Source organism: Pandoraea nosoerga (assembly GCF_902459585.1).
Classification (GTDB): domain Bacteria; phylum Pseudomonadota; class Gammaproteobacteria; order Burkholderiales; family Burkholderiaceae; genus Pandoraea; species Pandoraea nosoerga.
Map to the genome: position 1 here is coordinate 193,349 of NZ_CABPSC010000011.1, position 18,112 is coordinate 211,460.

Annotated in this window: 19 protein-coding genes, 1 other RNA gene and 1 riboswitch; of the genes, 9 read left to right on the plus strand and 11 right to left on the minus strand. The window is 68.8% G+C overall.

Translation table 11 applies throughout. The annotated features are described in order from the left end of the window. Nucleotides 1-149 precede the first annotated feature (149 nt). Both PNO31109_RS15295 and PNO31109_RS15300 read right to left on the minus strand, forming a co-directional pair. Nucleotides 150-773 carry a nucleotide-binding protein gene (locus PNO31109_RS15295; RefSeq protein WP_150556314.1) on the minus strand — a complete coding sequence of 208 codons (624 nt, stop codon included), beginning with the start codon at nt 771-773 and terminating at the stop codon, nt 150-152. A 90-nt stretch (nt 774-863) separates the two neighbouring features. After that, nucleotides 864-2,387: a cobyric acid synthase gene (locus PNO31109_RS15300; RefSeq protein WP_241014149.1), complete on the minus strand. Its 1,524-nt coding sequence runs from the start codon at nt 2,385-2,387 to the stop codon at nt 864-866. Between the two features lie 40 nt (nt 2,388-2,427). Here PNO31109_RS15300 and cobU point away from each other — a divergent pair, with 40 nt between their 5' ends. The 4 genes from cobU (at nt 2,428) to PNO31109_RS15320 (ending at nt 5,491) form a co-directional block, all read left to right on the plus strand. Further along, nucleotides 2,428-2,979, plus strand: coding sequence for a bifunctional adenosylcobinamide kinase/adenosylcobinamide-phosphate guanylyltransferase (gene cobU, locus PNO31109_RS15305; protein ID WP_150556315.1), 552 nt, complete (start codon nt 2,428-2,430; stop codon nt 2,977-2,979). Nucleotides 2,980-2,985: 6 nt separating this feature from the next. Continuing rightward, nucleotides 2,986-3,966, plus strand: coding sequence for an adenosylcobinamide-phosphate synthase CbiB (gene cbiB, locus PNO31109_RS15310; RefSeq protein WP_150556316.1), 981 nt, complete (start codon nt 2,986-2,988; stop codon nt 3,964-3,966). Between the two features lie 11 nt (nt 3,967-3,977). Next, nucleotides 3,978-5,057, plus strand: coding sequence for a threonine-phosphate decarboxylase CobD (gene cobD / locus PNO31109_RS15315; protein ID WP_150556317.1), 1,080 nt, complete (start codon nt 3,978-3,980; stop codon nt 5,055-5,057). Between the two features lie 233 nt (nt 5,058-5,290). Then, the gene (locus tag PNO31109_RS15320; RefSeq protein WP_150556318.1) at nt 5,291-5,491 is read left to right on the plus strand and encodes a hypothetical protein; all 201 of its coding nucleotides are present in this window, start codon (nt 5,291-5,293) and stop codon (nt 5,489-5,491) included. Nucleotides 5,492-5,775: 284 nt separating this feature from the next. Here PNO31109_RS15320 and PNO31109_RS21980 read toward each other — a convergent pair whose 3' ends face one another. After that, nucleotides 5,776-5,946, minus strand: coding sequence for a hypothetical protein (locus PNO31109_RS21980; protein WP_174966419.1), 171 nt, complete (start codon nt 5,944-5,946; stop codon nt 5,776-5,778). 276 nt (nt 5,947-6,222) lie between these two features. Between PNO31109_RS21980 and PNO31109_RS15325 the strand changes: the two genes are divergently transcribed. Then, a complete protein-coding gene (locus tag PNO31109_RS15325) occupies nt 6,223-7,194 on the plus strand; it encodes a cobalamin-binding protein (protein WP_244958183.1) in 972 nt (323 codons plus the stop codon). Between the two features lie 28 nt (nt 7,195-7,222). Here PNO31109_RS15325 and PNO31109_RS15330 read toward each other — a convergent pair whose 3' ends face one another. The 7 genes from PNO31109_RS15330 to PNO31109_RS15360 form a co-directional block, all read right to left on the minus strand. Beyond that, complete coding sequence (locus tag PNO31109_RS15330; RefSeq protein ID WP_150556320.1) at nt 7,223-7,864, minus strand: histidine phosphatase family protein; 642 nt, start codon at nt 7,862-7,864, stop codon at nt 7,223-7,225. Then, complete coding sequence (locus tag PNO31109_RS15335) at nt 7,855-8,787, minus strand: adenosylcobinamide-GDP ribazoletransferase (protein ID WP_241014147.1); 933 nt, start codon at nt 8,785-8,787, stop codon at nt 7,855-7,857. The genes PNO31109_RS15330 and PNO31109_RS15335 overlap by 10 nt, the downstream gene beginning before the upstream one ends. Next, nucleotides 8,784-9,902, minus strand: a complete 1,119-nt coding sequence (cobT, locus tag PNO31109_RS15340; RefSeq protein ID WP_150556321.1) for a nicotinate-nucleotide--dimethylbenzimidazole phosphoribosyltransferase — start codon at nt 9,900-9,902, stop codon at nt 8,784-8,786. The genes PNO31109_RS15335 and cobT overlap by 4 nt, the downstream gene beginning before the upstream one ends. A 79-nt stretch (nt 9,903-9,981) precedes the next feature. After that, entirely contained in the window at nt 9,982-10,623 is a 642-nt protein-coding gene (cobO, locus tag PNO31109_RS15345; protein WP_150556322.1) for a cob(I)yrinic acid a,c-diamide adenosyltransferase, read from the minus strand. 99 nt (nt 10,624-10,722) lie between these two features. After that, on the minus strand, nt 10,723-11,586 hold the full coding sequence (locus tag PNO31109_RS15350; RefSeq protein ID WP_150556323.1) for an ABC transporter ATP-binding protein: 864 nt from the start codon (nt 11,584-11,586) through the stop codon (nt 10,723-10,725). Further along, entirely contained in the window at nt 11,583-12,578 is a 996-nt protein-coding gene (locus PNO31109_RS15355) for a FecCD family ABC transporter permease (RefSeq protein ID WP_150556324.1), read from the minus strand. The genes PNO31109_RS15350 and PNO31109_RS15355 overlap by 4 nt, the downstream gene beginning before the upstream one ends. 27 nt (nt 12,579-12,605) lie before the next feature. Next, entirely contained in the window at nt 12,606-14,480 is a 1,875-nt protein-coding gene (locus PNO31109_RS15360) for a TonB-dependent receptor plug domain-containing protein (RefSeq protein WP_370750355.1), read from the minus strand. 259 nt (nt 14,481-14,739) lie between these two features. Further along, nucleotides 14,740-14,991: riboswitch (cobalamin riboswitch) on the minus strand. Nucleotides 14,992-15,080: 89 nt separating this feature from the next. On the opposite strand from PNO31109_RS15360, the gene PNO31109_RS15365 reads away from it, so the two are divergent. From PNO31109_RS15365 to ssrS, 3 genes are all read left to right on the plus strand, one after another. Next, nucleotides 15,081-15,392: an ATPase gene (locus PNO31109_RS15365; RefSeq protein WP_150556326.1), complete on the plus strand. Its 312-nt coding sequence runs from the start codon at nt 15,081-15,083 to the stop codon at nt 15,390-15,392. Beyond that, the gene (locus PNO31109_RS15370) at nt 15,389-15,700 is read left to right on the plus strand and encodes a cell division protein ZapA (RefSeq protein ID WP_150556327.1); all 312 of its coding nucleotides are present in this window, start codon (nt 15,389-15,391) and stop codon (nt 15,698-15,700) included. The genes PNO31109_RS15365 and PNO31109_RS15370 overlap by 4 nt, the downstream gene beginning before the upstream one ends. A 33-nt stretch (nt 15,701-15,733) precedes the next feature. Beyond that, nucleotides 15,734-15,915: non-coding RNA, 6S RNA (gene ssrS, locus PNO31109_RS15375), on the plus strand. A 142-nt stretch (nt 15,916-16,057) separates the two neighbouring features. Here ssrS and PNO31109_RS15380 read toward each other — a convergent pair. Beyond that, nucleotides 16,058-17,839, minus strand: a complete 1,782-nt coding sequence (locus PNO31109_RS15380; RefSeq protein ID WP_150556328.1) for an acyl-CoA dehydrogenase — start codon at nt 17,837-17,839, stop codon at nt 16,058-16,060. 24 nt (nt 17,840-17,863) lie between these two features. On the opposite strand from PNO31109_RS15380, the gene PNO31109_RS22055 reads away from it, so the two are divergent. Continuing rightward, nucleotides 17,864-18,112 (plus strand): hypothetical protein (locus PNO31109_RS22055; RefSeq protein ID WP_217433187.1); only part of this gene is annotated, 249 nt, incomplete at its 3' end.

Genomic DNA, 18,112 nt, shown 5'->3' on the forward strand with positions numbered 1-18,112 from the left:
TTGCGCCACCTAGCGCCACCTTGCGCACGCACTGACGAAGGGGCCCGCGGGGCCCCTTTTTGGCGTTTGGCGTTTGGCGTTTGGCGTTTGTCGTTTGGCGTTTGACGACGGCGGCTATCGGTACGCCGGACGCAGCCCGCGCGATGCGCTTACTTCGACACGAATGCCGTAATGCCGTCCCACTGCGGCAGGTCGCGCTCCACCCGTCCGGGCGCGACGTCCCACAGCGTGAGGCCATGGGCGGCCAGTTGCACGTAGTTCTGCGTGTCGCGCAGCATGCCCAGCACCGGCAGGCCCGCCTCGTCGCAGTAGCGCGCGAGCTGGTCGGCAGCCCGGGTGCGCGCGTCCACGCGCATGCCCACCACGCCGATGCGCACGTCGCCCTGTCGCACGGCCTTCTCCTCGCCGAGCTTGTGCAGGAAGTCGCGCGTGGCCAGAATGTCGAAGATGGAGGGCTGCAGCGGCACCAGCACGTAGTTGGCGAGCCGCAGAATGGTGTCGAGCCGCTTGCCGTGCAGGCCTGCCGGCGTATCGAGCACCGCATGCGTGGTGCCCTTGGGCGGCCGGGCGACGTCGTTGTGATCCACCTCCCACGCGGCAATCGGCCGCAAGCCGGGGGGCCGCAGACCGAGCCACGCCCGCGAGGACTGTTGGCGGTCCGTATCGCCGAGCATCACGGCATGGCCTTGCGCCGCCAGATACCCGGCCAGGTTCGTTGCCAGCGTGCTTTTGCCCACGCCGCCTTTTGGATTCGCTACCACGATCACCGGCATTACGGACTCCCCGAGGTCATTTGCCGCCAATCTTACAACGGCCGGATGACAACCCGCCGCGAGACCCTGGCACCCGCCGCCCACCTGCGCTCAGCGCAGGCAGGCCCAAACGCGGTCCAGGTCCAGATGCGCGGCCATCGAATCGGCGAGCCGCTCGAGCGACGCCTCGCGCAATGCATCGTAGTCCTGCATGGCGAGATCGGGCGCCCCGGCCCATGCGAGAAGCGCGTGGAGCGCCTGCGGCGTATCGAACAGCCCATGCAGGTACGTGCCCATCACCTGGCCGTCGGCCGAGCGCGCCCCGTCCGCCGCGCCGGCGTCCAGCCACACGGCCGGACGCGCCAGTGCCGCGCCGCGCGTCACGCCCATGTGAATTTCGTACCCCTTGACCGGCACCTTCGCCGCCCCGCCCCCGAGCCCGTCCACGGCAAGGTGCCCGCTCGCCAGGCGCAACTGCTTGTGCGGCGCCATCGTCGTTTCGATGTCGAGCCATCCCAGCCCGGGCGTGGTGCCGGCCTCGCCCTCGAGCCCGAGCGGATCGTGAATCGCCTCGCCGAGCATCTGCAGCCCGCCGCATATGCCAAGTAGCTTGCCGCCGTAGCGAAGGTGTCGCGCGATCGCCGTCTCCCACCCCTGCGCGCGCAGCCACGCGAGGTCGGCGCGGACGTGCTTGCTGCCGGGCAGGACCACGAGATCGGACGCCGGCCATGCCTGCCCCGCCGCAACATAACGAAAATCGACCTGCGGATGGGCGCGCAATGCGTCGAAGTCGGTGTGATTGCTAATGCGTGGCAGCGCCGGCACCGCCACGCGCAGGCGCGCCTCGCCGCTTGCTGCCGCCGCATGGCGCTCGCGGGGCAGCATGTCTTCGCCGTCCAGATGCAGGCCATGCAGATAAGGCAGCACGCCGAGCACGGGAATGCCCGTGCGCGCTTCGAGCCATTCGAGGCCGCTCGTGAGCAGCGACGGGTCGCCGCGAAAGCGATTGATGACGAAGCCCTCGATACGGGCGCGCTCGCTGTGCGAAAGACATGCGAGCGTGCCCACGAGTTGCGCGAAGACACCGCCGCGGTCGATGTCGGCCACGAGCAGCACGGGCGCGTCGACCGCTTCGGCGAAACCCATGTTCGCGATGTCGCGCGCCCGCAGGTTCACCTCCGCCGGGCTGCCCGCGCCTTCGACAAGCACGGCGTCGTAGCTCGCGCGCAGACGCTCGTAGGCCGCGAGCACGGCGGCCATCGCCCGCGGCTTGTACTCGTGATAGGCGCGTGCGTCGAGATCGGCCACGACCTTGCCGCCAATGATGACCTGCGCGCCGCGATCGCTGCTCGGCTTGAGCAGCACCGGATTGAAGTCGGTGTGCGGCGCGATGCCGGCCGCCTGGGCCTGCAACGCCTGCGCACGTCCGATCTCGCCGCCGTCCGCCGTCACCGCGCTGTTGAGCGCCATGTTCTGCGGCTTGAACGGCGCCACGCGAACGCCCTCGCGATGGAGCAACCGGCACAGACCGGCGACTAGCGTGCTCTTGCCGGCGTCCGAGGACGTGCCCTGGATCATCAGGGCGCCGCGACGCGCGCGCGAGGACGTTGCGAAATTGACAGGGATTTCACTCATGGCGCGGATTATCGCATCGGGCGCTCGTACAATATCGCCCATGAGTGTCCCCGACCTGACCTTCGTGCTGGGCGGCGCCCGCTCGGGCAAGAGCGCGTTTGCCGAGCGCCTCGCCGAGCAAAGCGGCCTGCCCGTTACCTATCTCGCCACGGCAGCCGTGAGCGACGAGCCCGAGATGCGTGCGCGCATTGCCCACCATCGCGCGCGCCGCCCGGCGCACTGGACGAGTGTCGAGGTGGGCCGCGACCTGGCCGGCGCCCTGCGCGAGCTCGCCCGCGACGGCCGCTGCGTGCTCGTCGACTGTCTGCCGCTGTGGCTCGCGGGTTGGCTTTGCCCGCCGGACGATCAACCGGACGGCCCCGCCGACGATGCGCAATGGCAGGCGGCTGTCGAATCGCTCGCGCAAACGCTCGCGGCCCTGCCCGGCAAGACCGTCGTCGTCAGCAACGAGATCGGCATGGGGGTGATCCCGATGGGGGCGCTCACGCGCCGCTACGTGGACGAACTCGGGCGCCTGAACCAGCGCGTCGCCGCGCTCGCCCCGCGGGTGCGCCTGGTCGTCGCCGGCCTGCCGATGGCCATCAAAGGATAATCGCCGATGCTCACCGGACTCGCTCCCGAATCGCTCTGGCTCGCCGCGCTGATCGGCGTGCTGCTCGACGCCTGGCTCGGCGAGCCGCGCCGCTGGCATCCGCTCGTGGGCTTCGGTCATGTCGCCAACGGCGTGGAGGCATGGCTCAACACCGAGTCGACGCGCGACAAGCCGTTCAGCGCGATGGTGCGCGGCGCCTGGGCGTGGGCCATCATGCTCCTGGCGCCCGTACTGCTGGCCTGGGCGCTGACGTGGCTGCCGGGCTGGAGCGGCATCATCTGGCAGGCGCTCGCGCTGTATGCGGCGCTCGGCGCGCGCAGCCTGCGCGAGCACGTGATGCCCATCGCGCGCGCGTTGCGCGACGGCGACCTGCCGCAAGCGCGTGCGCTCACCGCGCGCATCGTCTCGCGCGACACCGAGGACGCGAGTGCGTCCGACATTGCCCGCGCGGCTGTCGAGTCGACGCTCGAGAACGGCAACGACGCGATCTTCGGCGCGCTGTTCTGGTTCGCGATCGCGGGCGCGCCGGGCGTGGTGCTCTTTCGTCTGGCCAATACGCTCGACGCCATGTGGGGCTATCGCACCGACAAGTTCCTGTATTTCGGCCGGCCCGCCGCCCGCATCGACGATCTGCTCAACTGGGTTCCGGCGCGTCTGACGGCGGCGAGCTACGCGGTCTTCGGCGACGTGCCGCGCGCCATCGCGTGCTGGCGCACGCAGGCCAAGGCCTGGTCCAGCCCGAACGCCGGCCCGGTCATGGCGGCCGGCGCCGGCAGTCTCGGCGTGCAACTGGGCGGCCCGGCGCGCTATCAGGGGGAATGGGAGACGCGGCCCGAACTGGGGTGCGGCACGCAACCTTCGGCGCAACACATCAGGGCGGCGTGGTGCCTCGTCTCGCGTTCGATGTGGATGTGGCTCGTCGTCTGCGGCGCGCTTGCGCTGTTCGCCGCGTCGCAGGCCGACGCCCTGCCCGTCGGCATGGTGTGAGTGTGAGCGCAATGACCGGGGCTTCCATCGTGCCGGCCGCGCCGCTGGCCGATGACGTCTTGCGACCGACCGCTGCGCGCCACGGCGGCAACCTCGGCGAGGCCGTCATTCGCTACGGTCGCGCTCGCGAGGACTGGCTCGACCTGTCGACCGGCATCAATCCGAACGGCTATCCCGTGCCGATGCCGCCCGCGAGCGTCTGGCGCGACCTGCCCGACGCCTGCGACGACCTCGTGGACGTTGCCGCTCGCCATTACGGGGTACCCGCCAGCACGGTCGTACCTTGCGCAGGCTCGCAGGCCGTTATCCGGGCGCTGCCCGCCTTGCTGCGGCCGGGGCGGGTCGCCATCGCTGCGCTCACCTACAGTGAATACGCCCCGGCCTTCGCGCGCGCGGGCCACACGCTGGTGTCGTGGCAGGGCCCCGAGGCAGGGTTGCCGGACGCGGACTATCTGGTGTGGGTCAATCCGGACAATCCGACGACGCGGCATGTGCCGCGCGAGACCTTGTCACAATGGCGGGCCGCGCTGGCCGACCGCGACGGGCTGTTGATCGTCGACGAGGCGTTCGCCGACGTCTCGCCGCAAGCGAGCATGGCGCCGCGCGTCGGCGAGCCGGGACTTTGCGTGCTGCGCTCCGTCGGGAAGTTCTTCGGTCTGGCGGGTGTGCGCGCCGGTTTCGCGCTGTGCCCGGCGGGGATGGCCGCGCGCCTGGGGGCGAGCCTCGGTGCGTGGACGGTCAGCGGTCCGGCGCGGTTCGCCGTCCGAACGGCATTGCTCGACACCGCGTGGCAGACCCTCGCCCGGGAACGGCTCGTTCGGGACGGACAGCGACTGCTGACGCTGCTGCGCGCGGCCGGATGGCCCGCCGTGGGCACGCCGCTCTTCGCCTGGACACCGCACGCCGCGGCGGCGCAATGGCACGAAGCGCTGGCTCGGCAAGGCATCTGGACGCGGCTTTTCGACGACAGGCCGCTCACACAGCCGGGTGGCGGGACGCAGCGCCTGCCCAGCCTACGGCTCGGCCTGCCGGGCAACGAGGTCGACTGGCAGCGATTGACGGTCGCACTGCGCGCCTGCCAAACCGCATGATGCGTTTGGGAACCGGCACACGCGCACGTCATCCAACGAGTTCGTCGTGCCGACGTCCACGGAGGCCGGCATGTCGACACCGGTCGCTTACCCGGTATTAGGAAACGAGCGTTTAGCACCATTTTCGTTACAAATTGAAGCATTTTTGCAACAACTGCACACAGTCATCACGGAAGCGCACCGTTAGACTGAAGGTTCTTCGCACGGCTTTTCCTACATAAAAGGACGACCAAATGAAAAAACTGCCTCTGATGCTTGCTACGCTTCTGACCGCCGCCGTCGTGACGGTGGGCTGCTCGAAGAAGGAAGACCAATCGGCCGCACCGGCCGCCGACTCGTCGGCGTCGGCACCGGCAGCCGGCGGCGCCATGAGCGCTCCGGCTTCCGACGCGGGCGCAACCACCCCGGCGGCACCGGCACCGGCCTCGAACTGACGCCGCCAAGCGGCGGAGCCGCGCCGCTGTGGACTTCGGTCCGCAACGCGCGTAGCGAGGTACGCGTCGAATCCCCGCATCGCCCTGCCGCGCGGTTCAAAAGGCGTGCTCCCGCCGCGCCTGAACGTGACTACGCCCCCTGCACTCGACGGAGTCAGGGGGCGCAGTCGTTTACGGTGGACTCACTACGGTGGACTCACTACGGTGGACTCGCTACGGTGGGCTCACCACGATGGGGCTCGCTTGCTGCGGACTCATACACGGGGCCCCGCTTCGGTCAGGACTCACTTCACCAGCGTGACGCCGCCGTCGATCACACCATAGGCCTGCACTTTGCTGCTGCCGGCGCCGGCTCCCGCGCTCGCACCGCCCCGGTCGTCGGGGGCGGCGCACGCGCCGAGCATTGTCACCAGCGCTAGCGCCAGCGCGCCCGCCATTGCGAATTTCTGCTTCACGAGTACGACTCCTTGGTTTTCGTGGGGACGGCGCCGCCGTGAACCCGGTCCAACGGCATGTGCTCTCCGTCACGCAGCATTCGACACCCATGGCGCGGCATCGGTTCGTCGCCACGCACGGCACAGCCCCCTTGCCCGCACGACGCAAGCCATCGAGAATGGCGAGTCCGCGCGTCCATCGGCGGCCGCCTCGCTCATGCAGCGCGCGGGCGCCGTGGGTTTTGCCTTACTTTGCCTCGCATGACTTCGTCCATTCTCGTCCGCTGTTCCCCATCCGTGTCGACATCGCCCAAAATCCGTGCCCGGCCCTCCTTCCCGACCTTCCCCTCCCTTCGCGCTTGGCTCGGCGCCGGCCTGTTCACGCTTGCCGCCGCGGCCATCGCGCCGGGCGCCCAGGCGGCCATCGCCGTCACGGACGACACGGGCGCCACGGTCACGCTGGCGGCGCCTGCGCAGCGCATCGTGAGCCTCGCGCCGCACGCGACCGAGTTGCTGTTCGCGGCCGGCGCCGGCGATCGGGTCGTAGGCGCTGTGGCGTATTCCGACTACCCTGAGGCGGCGCGGCGCATCCCGCGCGTGGGCGACAACAGCGCGCTCGATCTGGAGCGCATTCTCGCGCTCAAGCCGGACCTGCTGGTCGTGTGGATGCATGGCAACTCGCACCGCCAGGTCGAAGCGCTGCGGCAGCTCAAGCTGCCGGTGTTCTACTCGGAGCCGAAGCATCTGACCGACCTGCCCGACGCCATCGAGCGCATCGGCACGCTGGCCGGCACGCCCGCGAAGGCGCACGCGTCGGCCGACGCGTTTCGCGCGCGCTATGAAGCGCTGCGCAGGCAATACGCGTCGCGGGCGCCCGTCACGGTGTTCTATCAGGTATGGACGCAGCCGCTCATGACGCTCAACGGCACGCACATGGTGAGCGACGTGATCCGCCTGTGCGGCGGCGTGAACGTGTTCGCAGACGAAGCGCCGCTCGTGCCGCGCGTGTCGGTCGAGGCCGTGCTCGCCAAGCGTCCCGAGGCCATGTTCACCGCAACGCCGGGCGCGACGCAGTCCGACAAGCCGCTCGCGACGCTCGACACCTGGCGCAAGTGGCCGCAACTGCCGGCCGTGGCGCACAACAACCTGTTCGGCATCGACGGCGATCTCATCAACCGTCCGGGACCGCGTATTCTCGACGGCGCCCGCGTAATGTGCGAAGACCTCGACGTGGCGCGCTCGCGGCGTACACCAGCCGCCGCGCGCTGAACTCGCGCCCGGCAACGCGCGTGGCGCCTCAGGCGTTCCAGTGAATCAGCCGCGCGCGGCCGTCGCGGGCGACATGCAGATGACAGATGCCACCGAAGTCGAGCGTCCATGGCAGGCACGCGGTGCTCGGCATTTGCAGCGCCGTGGCGACGTGCAAACGGATCGGGCCCGCGTGCGTCACGGCAACGTGCACTGCTTCGTCGCTCACGACACTCATGGCACTCATGGCACCCATGGCACTCGCGGCGCTCGCGGTACGCGCGATCGCCCTCGCCCACGCATCCATGCGCAGCACGACGTCGCGCGCCGACTCGCCGCCCGGCGGCGCAAACGTCGCGACGTTGCGCGCCCAGTCTTCCAGGGCATTACGGTCGATGGCCGCCCACGGTTGCATCTCCCACGCCCCGAAGTGCATTTCGGCCAGCCGCGCGTCCTCGGTCACCGGCAGCGCGAACGATGCCGCGATACCTTCGGCCGCGCGTCGCGCACGCCGCAGCGGGCTGCTGTGAACCGCCGTCGGGCGACGGCCGTCGAGCAACGCCGTCAGCCGCGCCTGCATGGAGGCGACGGCGGCGTCGAAGCGCGAGGGGTCGACATCGAGGTCCGTGCGGCCGTAGCAGACGTTCGGCGCGACGCTCGGCGGCGGATGCCGCATCAGGATCAGATCCACGCGCACACCGTGAGATACAACGCGAGCTCGCCGAGCTGTTGCGCGAAGCCGAGCGTGTCGCCGGTGTAGCCGCCCAGCCGGCGGTGCAGGTAACGGACGAAACCGGCGCGCACCGCGATCAGCACGAGCGCGCCCGTCACGCCCGCGCGCCAGTCCGGCCACACGCCCCACGGCACACTGCACGCCACGCCGAAGACCAGGTCTTGCATGCCGAGCCGTTGCGCGATCGGCTTGGCCTTGCCCTCGCCGCGCACGTAGTCGAGCGTGCGCAACAGACTGATCGCCATGCAGCGGCTCGCCGCATGGGCGCCGATCAGCACGACGGCGAAGCCGCTCCAGCCGGCGGCGCGCTGAATGTCGACGAGCGCCTGCCACTTGATCGCGAGCGCGAGCCAGAGCGCGACAGCGCCATACGTGCCGATGCGCGAGTCGTGCATGATCTCCAGCACGCGCTCGCGCGCGAACGCACCGCCGAACGCATCGACCGAATCGGCCAATCCGTCCTCGTGGAAAGCACCGGTCAGCAAAACGCTGGCGGCAAGGCCCAGCGCGATGGCGAGCGCGGGCGACCACAGGCAGCCCATGGCGACGGTGAGCAGCGCTGCGACGGCCCCGACGAAGACGCCCACGAGCGGGAAATAGCGCGTCGCGGCGCTCAGTTGCTCGGGCGAGTAGCCCACCCACGCCGGAATCGGCACGCGAGTGAAAAAGCCGAGCGCCGTCAGGAAGAGGCGCCACTGCCCCCGGCATCCGGTGAATCGCTTGAATGCCGGGTCTTGCGCGCAGGGCGTGGACAACACCTCCGGGCGCGCGGCATCGCCATGCGTCGTCGGCGTGTGCGACGGTGCGTGCATGCCGGGGCAGGCGCGGGGGCAGACGTCGGAGTCGCCGCGGCGGGAGGCGTGCGGAGGCGTCTCGCTCATGATGCCGGCGCCTCGCGCTCGCTCACACCCGCGCCTTCGAACGTCGCCATCTCGCGCAGGAACGCGGCGGCGGCCTGGACCAACGGCATGGCCAGTGCGGCGCCGGTGCCCTCGCCCAGCCGCAGGCCGAGCGCCAGGAGCGGCTTCGCGTTCAGGGCGTCGAGCATGGCGCGATGGCCGGTCTCGTCGGACGCATGCGCGAACACGCAGTACTCGGGCACGGCGGGCGCCAGGCGCGACGCAACGAGCAGCGCGGCCGTGCTGATGAACCCGTCCACCACGATGACGAGCCCGAGCTTCGCCGCCGCGAGATAAGCGCCCGTCATCATCGCGATCTCGAAGCCGCCGAAGGTCGCGAGCGTGGCGAGCGGATCCGCGCGCTCGCCCGTGGCGGGGTGCGCGGCCAGGGCGCGCTCGAGCACCCGCGTCTTGTGCGCAAGGCCGGCGTCGTCCACACCGGTGCCGCGCCCGACACAGGCGGCGAGCGGCAGCCCGGTGAGCCGCTGCATCAGGCAGGCGGCCGACGAGGTGTTGCCAATGCCCATCTCGCCGAAGCCGATCATGCGCGTGCCGCGCGAGGCGTGCAGCGCGACCCGCGCGGCGCCGGCCGAGAGCGCGGCCTCCAGTTGTTCGCGCGTCATCGCCGGGCCGTCGAGGAAGTTCCGGGTGCCGCGCGCGATCGGCATGTCGACGAGCGCCGGGTGCGGCGGAAAATCGGCCGCCACGCCTGCGTTGACGACTTCGAGTTCGATGCCGTGCGTGCGGCAGAAGACGTTGATCGCCGCCCCGCCACGCAGGAAATTGAGCACCATTTGGGCGGTCACCGCCTGCGGATACGGACTCACGCCCGCCGCGACGATGCCGTGGTCGCCCGCGAAAACGAGCATGGCGGGACGCGCGAGCCCGGGTGTCGCGCTCTGCTGAATGCGACCGACCTGGTGCGCCACGCGCTCGAGTGCGCCCAGGCTGCCGGGCGGCTTGGTCTTGATGTCGATGGCGTGCTGCAGCGCGCCGTCCATCGATGGGCACGGTGCGGCCACGTCGAACAGCTCGGCGAGCAGGGGGCGCAGCGAGTCGGTGAATGCGGGGCGCGGCGTTGCGCTGGATGCCGTCATGCTGAAACTTCCTGAATCGGTGGATCGGTGGATCGGTCGATCGATTGACCGACGCCAGGCCCATGGGAACGATCGGGCATTACATTTCCACGCCGTTCTGCGCGCGGATACCCTGCGCGAACGCGTGCTTGACCGGCGTCATGTCGGTCACGGTGTTGGCCGCGTCGATGAGCGCCTGCGGGGCGCCGCGCCCGGTGATCACCACGTGCTGCATCCCGGGCCGCGCCCGCAGATCGGCCACGACCGCGTCCACGTCGAGATAGCCGAGCTTGAGCGCGATGTTGAGCTCGTCGAACAACACCAGTCCGAACGACGGATCGCGCAGCATGCGGCGCGCCTGCTCCCAGGCGGCCTGCGCCTTGGCGATGTCGCGCGAGCGGTCCTGCGTCTCCCAGGTGTAGCCTTCGCCCATCACGTGAAATTCGCATTCTTCGGGAAAGCGCCGCAGGAATTTCTCCTCGCCCGTAGGGATCGCGCCCTTGATGAACTGTACGACGCCGGTCTTCATGCCATGCCCCATCGCGCGGATCACCATGCCGAAGCCCGAGCTGGACTTGCCCTTGCCGTTGCCGGTGGTGACGACGATCACGCCGCAGTCGCGTTGCGCCTGGGCGATCCTGTCGTCGATGATCGTCTTCTTGCGCGCCATGCGCGCGCGGTGGCGCTCGTTGCGGCCGTCCTCGTCGGCGTCGTTCGGAGATGGCGGGAGGTCTTGGGTCATCGACAGTACCTGTGAAGAGAAAGAGGGGCCGCGCGCGGCCCGACGCGCAGCGGCGTCCGTGAAAGGGAGACGACGTGGGCGCGTGCGGCGTGCATACGGTCAGCCCCGGCGCACGGGCACGAGGGCCTCGTCGTCACCGTCGCGAATGAGGCGCAGCGGGTAACCGAGCGCTTCGCTGCAATGCTCGGCCGAGAGGACGTCGTGCGCAGGCCCGGCACGCCAGCCGCCCCGGCCGTCGAGCAATAGCGCGTGCGTGGCGAAACGCCGCGCGAGATTCAGGTCGTGGCACGAGAAGACGACGGCGGCATCGGGCTGGCCGCCGTGGCCGGAATGGCTCGCGTAGTTCGCGAGCAGCGCCAGCGCGTCGATCTGGTGGTGGAGATCGAGGTGCGACACCGGCTCGTCGAGCAGCAGCAGCGGCGTGGCCTGCGCCAGCACGGCGGCAAGCGACACGCGCTGACGCTCGCCGCCAGAGAGCGTGGTCACGTCGCGCTGTGCGAAATCCTCGAGCCCGACGTGCGCCAGCGCTGCGAGCGCGGCCGCGACGTCGCCATCGGACTCCCAGGCGCCCCAGCGCCCGCGCGTCAGATACGGATGCCGGCCCGCGAGCACGACTTCGAGCGCCGTGGCGCCAAACGCGTCGCGCGACTGTTGCGGCATCAGCGCGCGCACGCGAGCGAGCGGCGCCGGGCGCCATTGCGCCAGCGGCTTGCCGCCGATCTCCACGCGCCCGCTGCCGGCGATGCCTTCGGCGCCGGCCGCCCCGCTCGCGCCGGCCGCCCGCTGGCCGTCGAGCGCGCGCAGCCCGGCGAGCGTGCCGAGCAGCGTCGTCTTGCCCGCGCCGTTCGGTCCGGCCAGACACCAGCACTCGCCCGGCGCGACGCGCAGATCGAGCCAGTCGACGAGCACACGCTCGCCTGCGTGCAGCGTGAGCGCATGCGTCTGCAGCAATGGCGCGCTCATCGGATCACCCGCCGCGACAGGAGCCACAGGAACACCGGCACGCCGAGCATCGCCGTGATCACGCCTACCGGCAATTGCGTGGGGGCGATCACGGTGCGCGCCACCAGATCGGCCAGCATCAGCAGCGCGCCGCCCGCCAGCGCCGCGGCGGGCAGCAGCATGCGCTGGTCGTTGCCAAAGCGCAGGCGCAGGATGTGCGGCACGACGAGGCCGACGAAGCCGATACTGCCGGCCGTGGTGACGGCGACCGCCGTGGCCAGCGAGGCCGCCAGATACACGCGCGAGCGCAACGGGCCGACGGCCACGCCGACGGCCTGCGCGACCGCCTCGCCGCGCAGCAGCACGTTCAGGCGATGCGCCACCGGGCAGACGATGAGCAGCGTGACGGCCAGTACGGCAAGCGGCGCCCACGCGCGGTCGGCGCCGTTCAGATCGCCCGTGAGCCAGAACAGCATGCCACGCAGGCTCGCATCGGGTGCGAGCGTCAGGATGAGCGTGGCGAGCGCGCCGAAGCCGGCGGCCATCATCACGCCGGTGAGAAGCAGCCGCGCGCTGCTGTCGTGCTCGCCGGGGCGCAGGAAGCTGCGGTGGGAAAGCGCCATGACGAGTGCAATGGCGGCGAGCGCGCCCACGAAGGCGCTCGCCTGCACCCAGAAGAACGGCAACATCAGGGCCAGCGCGGCGAGCGCTGCGACGGCCGCGCCGCCCGAAATGCCGAGCACGTAGGGATCGGCCAGCGGATTGCGCAGAAGCGTCTGCATCAGCGTGCCCGCCACCGCCAGCAGGCCGCCGCAGGCAAACGCGGCGAGCGCACGCGGCAGGCGCAGACGCCAGACGACGTCGCCCGCGAGGCCGGCGTCGCGGCCCAGCATCAGCGTGCCCAGTTCGTGCAGCGAGACGGGCACGCTGCCGAGCATGAGCGACGCCGCGAGCACGGCCAGCACCGCGCAGGCGAGTCCCGTCCAGATGGCGAGGGCGCGGCGCAGCGTCATGCGGCGCCGCCTGCGCTCATGGCGCCGTCAGAACTGCGTCCAGCCGAGCGACACGTAGATCGCGCGCCCGAGAGTGTTGTAGCCATAGGCCGTCTGGTAGTTCTTGTTGAAGACGTTGTCCAGATGCGTCGAGACGTACCAGGACTTGTCGATTTTGTAACGCGCCTGCAGATTCACAAGCGTGTAGGCGCCGAGATGCTGGCCACCCGTATCGTAACGCTCGCCGCTGTAGAACACATCGCCGCCCACGGTCAGCCGGTCGAAAAACGTCTTCGACAGCGCGATCGAGCCGAATTGCCTGGCGCGGCGTGCGAGCTGCTTGTCCGCGTCGAGATCGGTCGGATTCTGGCGCGTGAACGACGCTCGCACATCGACGCCGAAGACCGGCCGGCCGGTGTAGGTCAGCTCCAGCCCTTCGACGCGCGCCTTCGCCACGTTGGAGGCCGTGTACGGCGAGACCGGCAGGGACTGGATCAGGTTCGTGTAGTTCGTCTGGAAGCCCACGAGCTTGACAAGGCCGAGATCGCCCCCGCCGTTGAACTGCACGCCGAGCTCCTTGGAGATCGAACGCTCCGGTTGCAGGTTCGGATTGCCGTAGCCCGGGTAGAACAGCTCGTTGAAGGTCGGCGCGCGGAAGCCGTCCGACGCGTTGGCGAGGAACTTCCAGCGCTCGGTCAGGTTGTAGCCATAACCGACCCAATAGCTGTTCGCCCCGCCAAAGTCGGAGTACTGGTCGCGGCGCACGTTGGCCTGGAACTGATGCTTGCCGAACGTGCCTTCGTAGCCGAGGTAGCCCGAGTCGAGATGCCGGTTGTTCCGGTTGTACCGGGTGTTGCTGTCGACCGTCTGCTCGAGCCGTGTGTAGCCGGCGATCAGTTTCTGGTCCGGCATGAAGGCGTATTCGTTGGCCCAGTCGATCTGGTTGCTCGACGTGTGGAAGTTGCCGTTGCCCTTGCCGTTCAGGTAGTTGTAGCTGTAGTCGTCGCCCTGCGTCACCGCAAAGCGCGTGCTCCACTTGTCCGTGACGTTGCCCTTCGCGTAGGCCGAGACCTGCCGCACGCGCGTGTCGGTGTCGTTCAGATCGGTCGGCTTGCCGAAGTTGCTGTCATAGCTGTAGCTGCCGTCGCTCTGGAGCAGACGCGCGCCCACTTCCCAGGTGTCGCCGAGCTTGCGCGAGAGCGAGGCCGTGACGCTCGTGTTGTCGTCGCCGTTGCGGTTGGGGTTGGCGTTCCGGTTCTGGCGCGGGTCCATGGCCGAGATGCCATTGGTGTGAAAGCGCGAGACGTCCAGCGAGAAGCGCGTCTTGCCGTCGTCGAACGATCCGGCCACGCCGGCATTCGCCTGTGTGGTGTTGTTCGTGCCGTAGCCCACCTCGGCGTGGGCCCGCGGCGGACCGCCGTCGCCCTTGCGCGTGAAGATCTGGATCACGCCGCCCACGGCCTGCGAGCCGTAGAGCGCCGAGACGTTGCCGCGCACGATTTCGATGTGGTCGATCTGCGAGGTCGGGATCTGCGAAATATTGGTGGTGCCCAACGTGGCAGAGTTGACCGGCACCCCGTCGATCAGCACCAGCGACGAGTTCGAGGCCGCGCCGCGCATGGAAATCGTGGCCGCCGTGCCGAAGCCGCCGTTCTGCACCAGTTCCACGCCTGCCTGGCCGCGCAGCAGCGTGGGCAGGTCCGGCGCCTGGCTTTGCTCGATGTCCTCGCGCGTGATGACCGACGTGGCGGCCAGCGTGTCGGCGAGTTTCTGCTCGGTGCGCGAAGCCGTCACGACGGTGGCGTTCAGTTGGGCCGATGTGGTGTTGTCGGCGAGCACGAGCGGGCCGGCGGCAGTGACGGCGGCGGCCGCCGGCGCGGTCTGGGCCGCCTGTGCCTGGGCACCCGCGCTTGCGAGCAGCATGGCGCAGGCCAGGGCGAGACGATGGGGCAAGGGAGCGAAGCGCGTCGCAGCGGGGCGAGCAAAGGCAGGCGCGAGCGGCGCCGTCGCACGAACGTGGGTGCGCATGGTCTGGTGTGACTTCCGTAGTTTTCTTATTGCCCAGGCCCGTTCCCCCGCGGGCCGCCGGCGCAAGGGGAGCGCCGGTGACACGTCACGGATGCGAAGCATCGACCCATGAAAACGACGACAGACGCCGGGCGGCTGCGCCGGGCGGCATGGCTTTCCCCACTCACTTGCGGCCGGTATCCGGGCTGGTCATCGTCGCGCCTGACCGGCCTTCCCACAGGCGATAGCCTGCAGTGGCGATGGAGGCGAAGCGCGTTTTCGGAAACCTTTCGGACCGAAAGGATGACTTACCGTTGCGGGGGCAGCACAGGTTGGCCAGCCCGTGTGGGGGACGCGGCTCCCTGTTTCCCGTTTAACTGCGCACACCGGGGGGGCGTGCGCGAGCACCGAAGTGCCGCAAGTGTAGGGGCCATTCGAACGAGCGTCAATGCTCGTTCGTCGGGCATTGGCCGCCGATTCCGTTAGAATGTAGGGCAATCAAGAGGACGCAGCCCGATGCTCACCGATCTCGACAATATCACCGACAAAATCGAACAGTTGGTTGTGATAAGCCAACGTTTCCATCAACACAATCAGGCCCTGCTCGCCGAACTCGAGCGCACCCGTGCGGAATGCGACGAGACGCGCGCCTCGCTCGAGCAGTTGCGCGCGGAGCGCGACGCCCTGCGTGTGCAGCGCGACCAGCTCGCGGCCAAGATCGACGAGGCCCAGGTCCGCCTGAACGCCATTCTGGAAAAGCTCCCGACCCAGAATCCCGCTGAGGGACAGATGGACCTGCTCGGCACCCCCGGTGGAGAAAACGCATGACCATCAAGCAGCTCGAAGTCAACATCCTGGAACAGTCCTATCGCCTCGCCTGCCCGCCGGAACACGAGGCCGATCTGCTCGCCGCGGTCTCGCGCGTCGATGCCGAAATGAGCAAGGTGCGCGCGCAAAGCAGCGTGCGCGGCACGGACCGGATTGCCGTCATGGCAGCGTTGAGCCTGGCATCCGAATTGCTTGCGCTGGAAAAGAGTATTGCCGCCGGACAAGCATTCCCCGCCGAGGAAATTCAGAGTAGAATGCAACGCATGAACGAACGGCTGAGCGCAGTGATCGATCAGTATCAAAGCTGAAAGCCCACGCCGCCGTCCGGTTCGAAAGGTTAGTTTTCCCTGCCTGGTTCGCGAAAGTCATAGATTCCTTGAACCAATGATCTGTTGCAGGTTGCGGAAGTTTGTAGTGCTGGCGTGAGCGTCACTTTGTCTGATGAACCCGATGCGCTACTAACCGCGACCACCTTGAACCTCACGGTTCAGGATGCCGGCTTAGCGGCTGAGGCGGGGATCCAATACACGGCACTGCACACGCAGTGCCGTTTTTTTTCGTCCACGATTTCATCGGCGGTGTGCGCCGTTGTCTCTCACACGCAAACGAAAAAGCAGCCCGAAGGCTGCTTTTTTCTTCGTGCCGGCGAAACGGCTCCACGCCGCTCAGAACTGCGCCTCGCTCAGCGACAGCGCCGAATCGGCGCCCTCGCTGATGGACTGCGCGAGGCCCGGCGCCTGCGTGAGGATATGGTCGGCGAAAAAGCGCGCCGTGCCGATCTTTGCGTCGTAGAACGACGGATCCTGATCGCGCAGTTTCTGCGCGGCCAGCAGCGCGCGGCCCATCTGCCAGCCGCAGAGCACGATGCCCGCAAGCTTGAGGTACGGCACACTGCCCGCGAATACCGCATTCGCATTGTCCTGTGTGTTCGCCACGACGTAGTCGACCACGCCCGACAACGCTTCGCGCCCCTTCGCGAGACGATCGGCCACCGACTGCGCGACACCGCCCGCCGCGCGCAGCTCGCTTTCCGTCGCGGCAATCTGTTCGCACAGCGCGCGCGCTACCGCACCGCCGTCACGCAGCGTCTTGCGGCCGATCAGATCGTTGGCCTGAATGGCCGTGGTGCCTTCGTAGATCGGCAGAATGCGTGCGTCGCGATAGTACTGCGCGGCGCCCGTCTCCTCGATGAAGCCCATGCCGCCGTGCACTTGCACGCCAAGGCTCGTGACCTCCAGCGACATCTCCGTGCTCCAGCCCTTGACGATCGGCACGAGAAATTCGTAGACCGCCTGCGCGCGCTTGGCTGCGGCCGCATCCGTCGCGTGGTGTGCGATGTCGGCTTGCGCGGCCGCGACGTAGGCGAGCGCGCGGGCGCCTTCGGTGAGTGCGCGCATCGTCATGAGCATGCGCTTGACGTCGGGGTGATGGATGATCGTGACGGCGTCGCGCGAGGAACCATCGACCGGCCGGCTCTGCACGCGATCGCGCGCATATGCCACGGCATGCTGATAGGCGCGCTCGGCCACCGCCACGCCTTGCATGCCCACCGCGAACCGCGCGGCGTTCATCATGATGAACATGTACTCGAGACCGCGATTCTCTTCGCCGACGAGATAGCCCGTCGCGCCGCCGTTGTCGCCGAATTGCAGCACCGCCGTCGGGCTCGCCTTGATGCCGAGCTTGTGTTCGATCGAAACGCAATGCACGTCGTTGCGTGCACCGAGCTTGCCGTCGGCGTCCACATTGAACTTCGGCACGATGAACAGCGAAATGCCCTTCACGCCCGGCGGCGCATCGGGGGTGCGCGCCAGCACGAGGTGGACGATGTTCTCCGCCATGTCGTGCTCACCGAACGTGATGAAGATCTTCGTGCCGAAGATACGATACGTGCCGTCGGCCGCGCGCTCGGCGCGTGTGCGCACCAGAGCGAGGTCCGAGCCGGCCTGCGGCTCGGTGAGGTTCATCGTGCCGGTCCACTCGCCCGAGAGCAGCCTGGGGACGTACAGCGCGCGTTGCGCCTCGCTGCCCGCGGTGAGCAGCGCTTCGACGGCGCCATCGGTCAGCAGCGGGCACAGGGCGAACGAGAGGTTCGCGGCGTTGAGCATCTCGGTGCACGGCGTGGCGACCAGCTTGGGCAGCCCCTGCCCGCCGAACTCCTGCGGATGCAGCACGCCTTGCCAGCCGGCTTCCGAAAACTGGCGAAACGCCTCCTTGAAGCCTGGCGTGGTGGTGACGACACCGTCCTTCCACGTGCTCGGCTGCTGATCGCCGACAACGTTCAGCGGCGCGAGCACTTCCTGATTGAAGCGGGCCGCCTCTTCGAGCACGGCCTGCGCGAGCTCGGGCGAGGCGTCCTCGTAACCCGGCAGCTTCGAGATATTCGACAGGTCCGCCAGTTCGTTCATGACGAACTGCATGTCCTTGATCGGGGCCTGATAACTCATGTCATTCCTCCAAGGGGATTCCGCATGCGGATTCCGATTGCCTGCGGATGGCGGCGAATGCCGGGATTCTTGTTGTTCTGGTCGACCGATTCGCATGAGGACATCGAGCGCACCCGGCTGCCGGGCGCGCATCTCCCCATGCGGATCGGCTGCGGAGGGAACGCCCCCGCAGCGTCACTTCAATACGGCGCAATGTGGCGCAATGTGGCGCAATGTGGCGCAACACCGCGCCTGCCGAACGCTTACAGCGCGCTCGTCAGCTCCGGCACCACG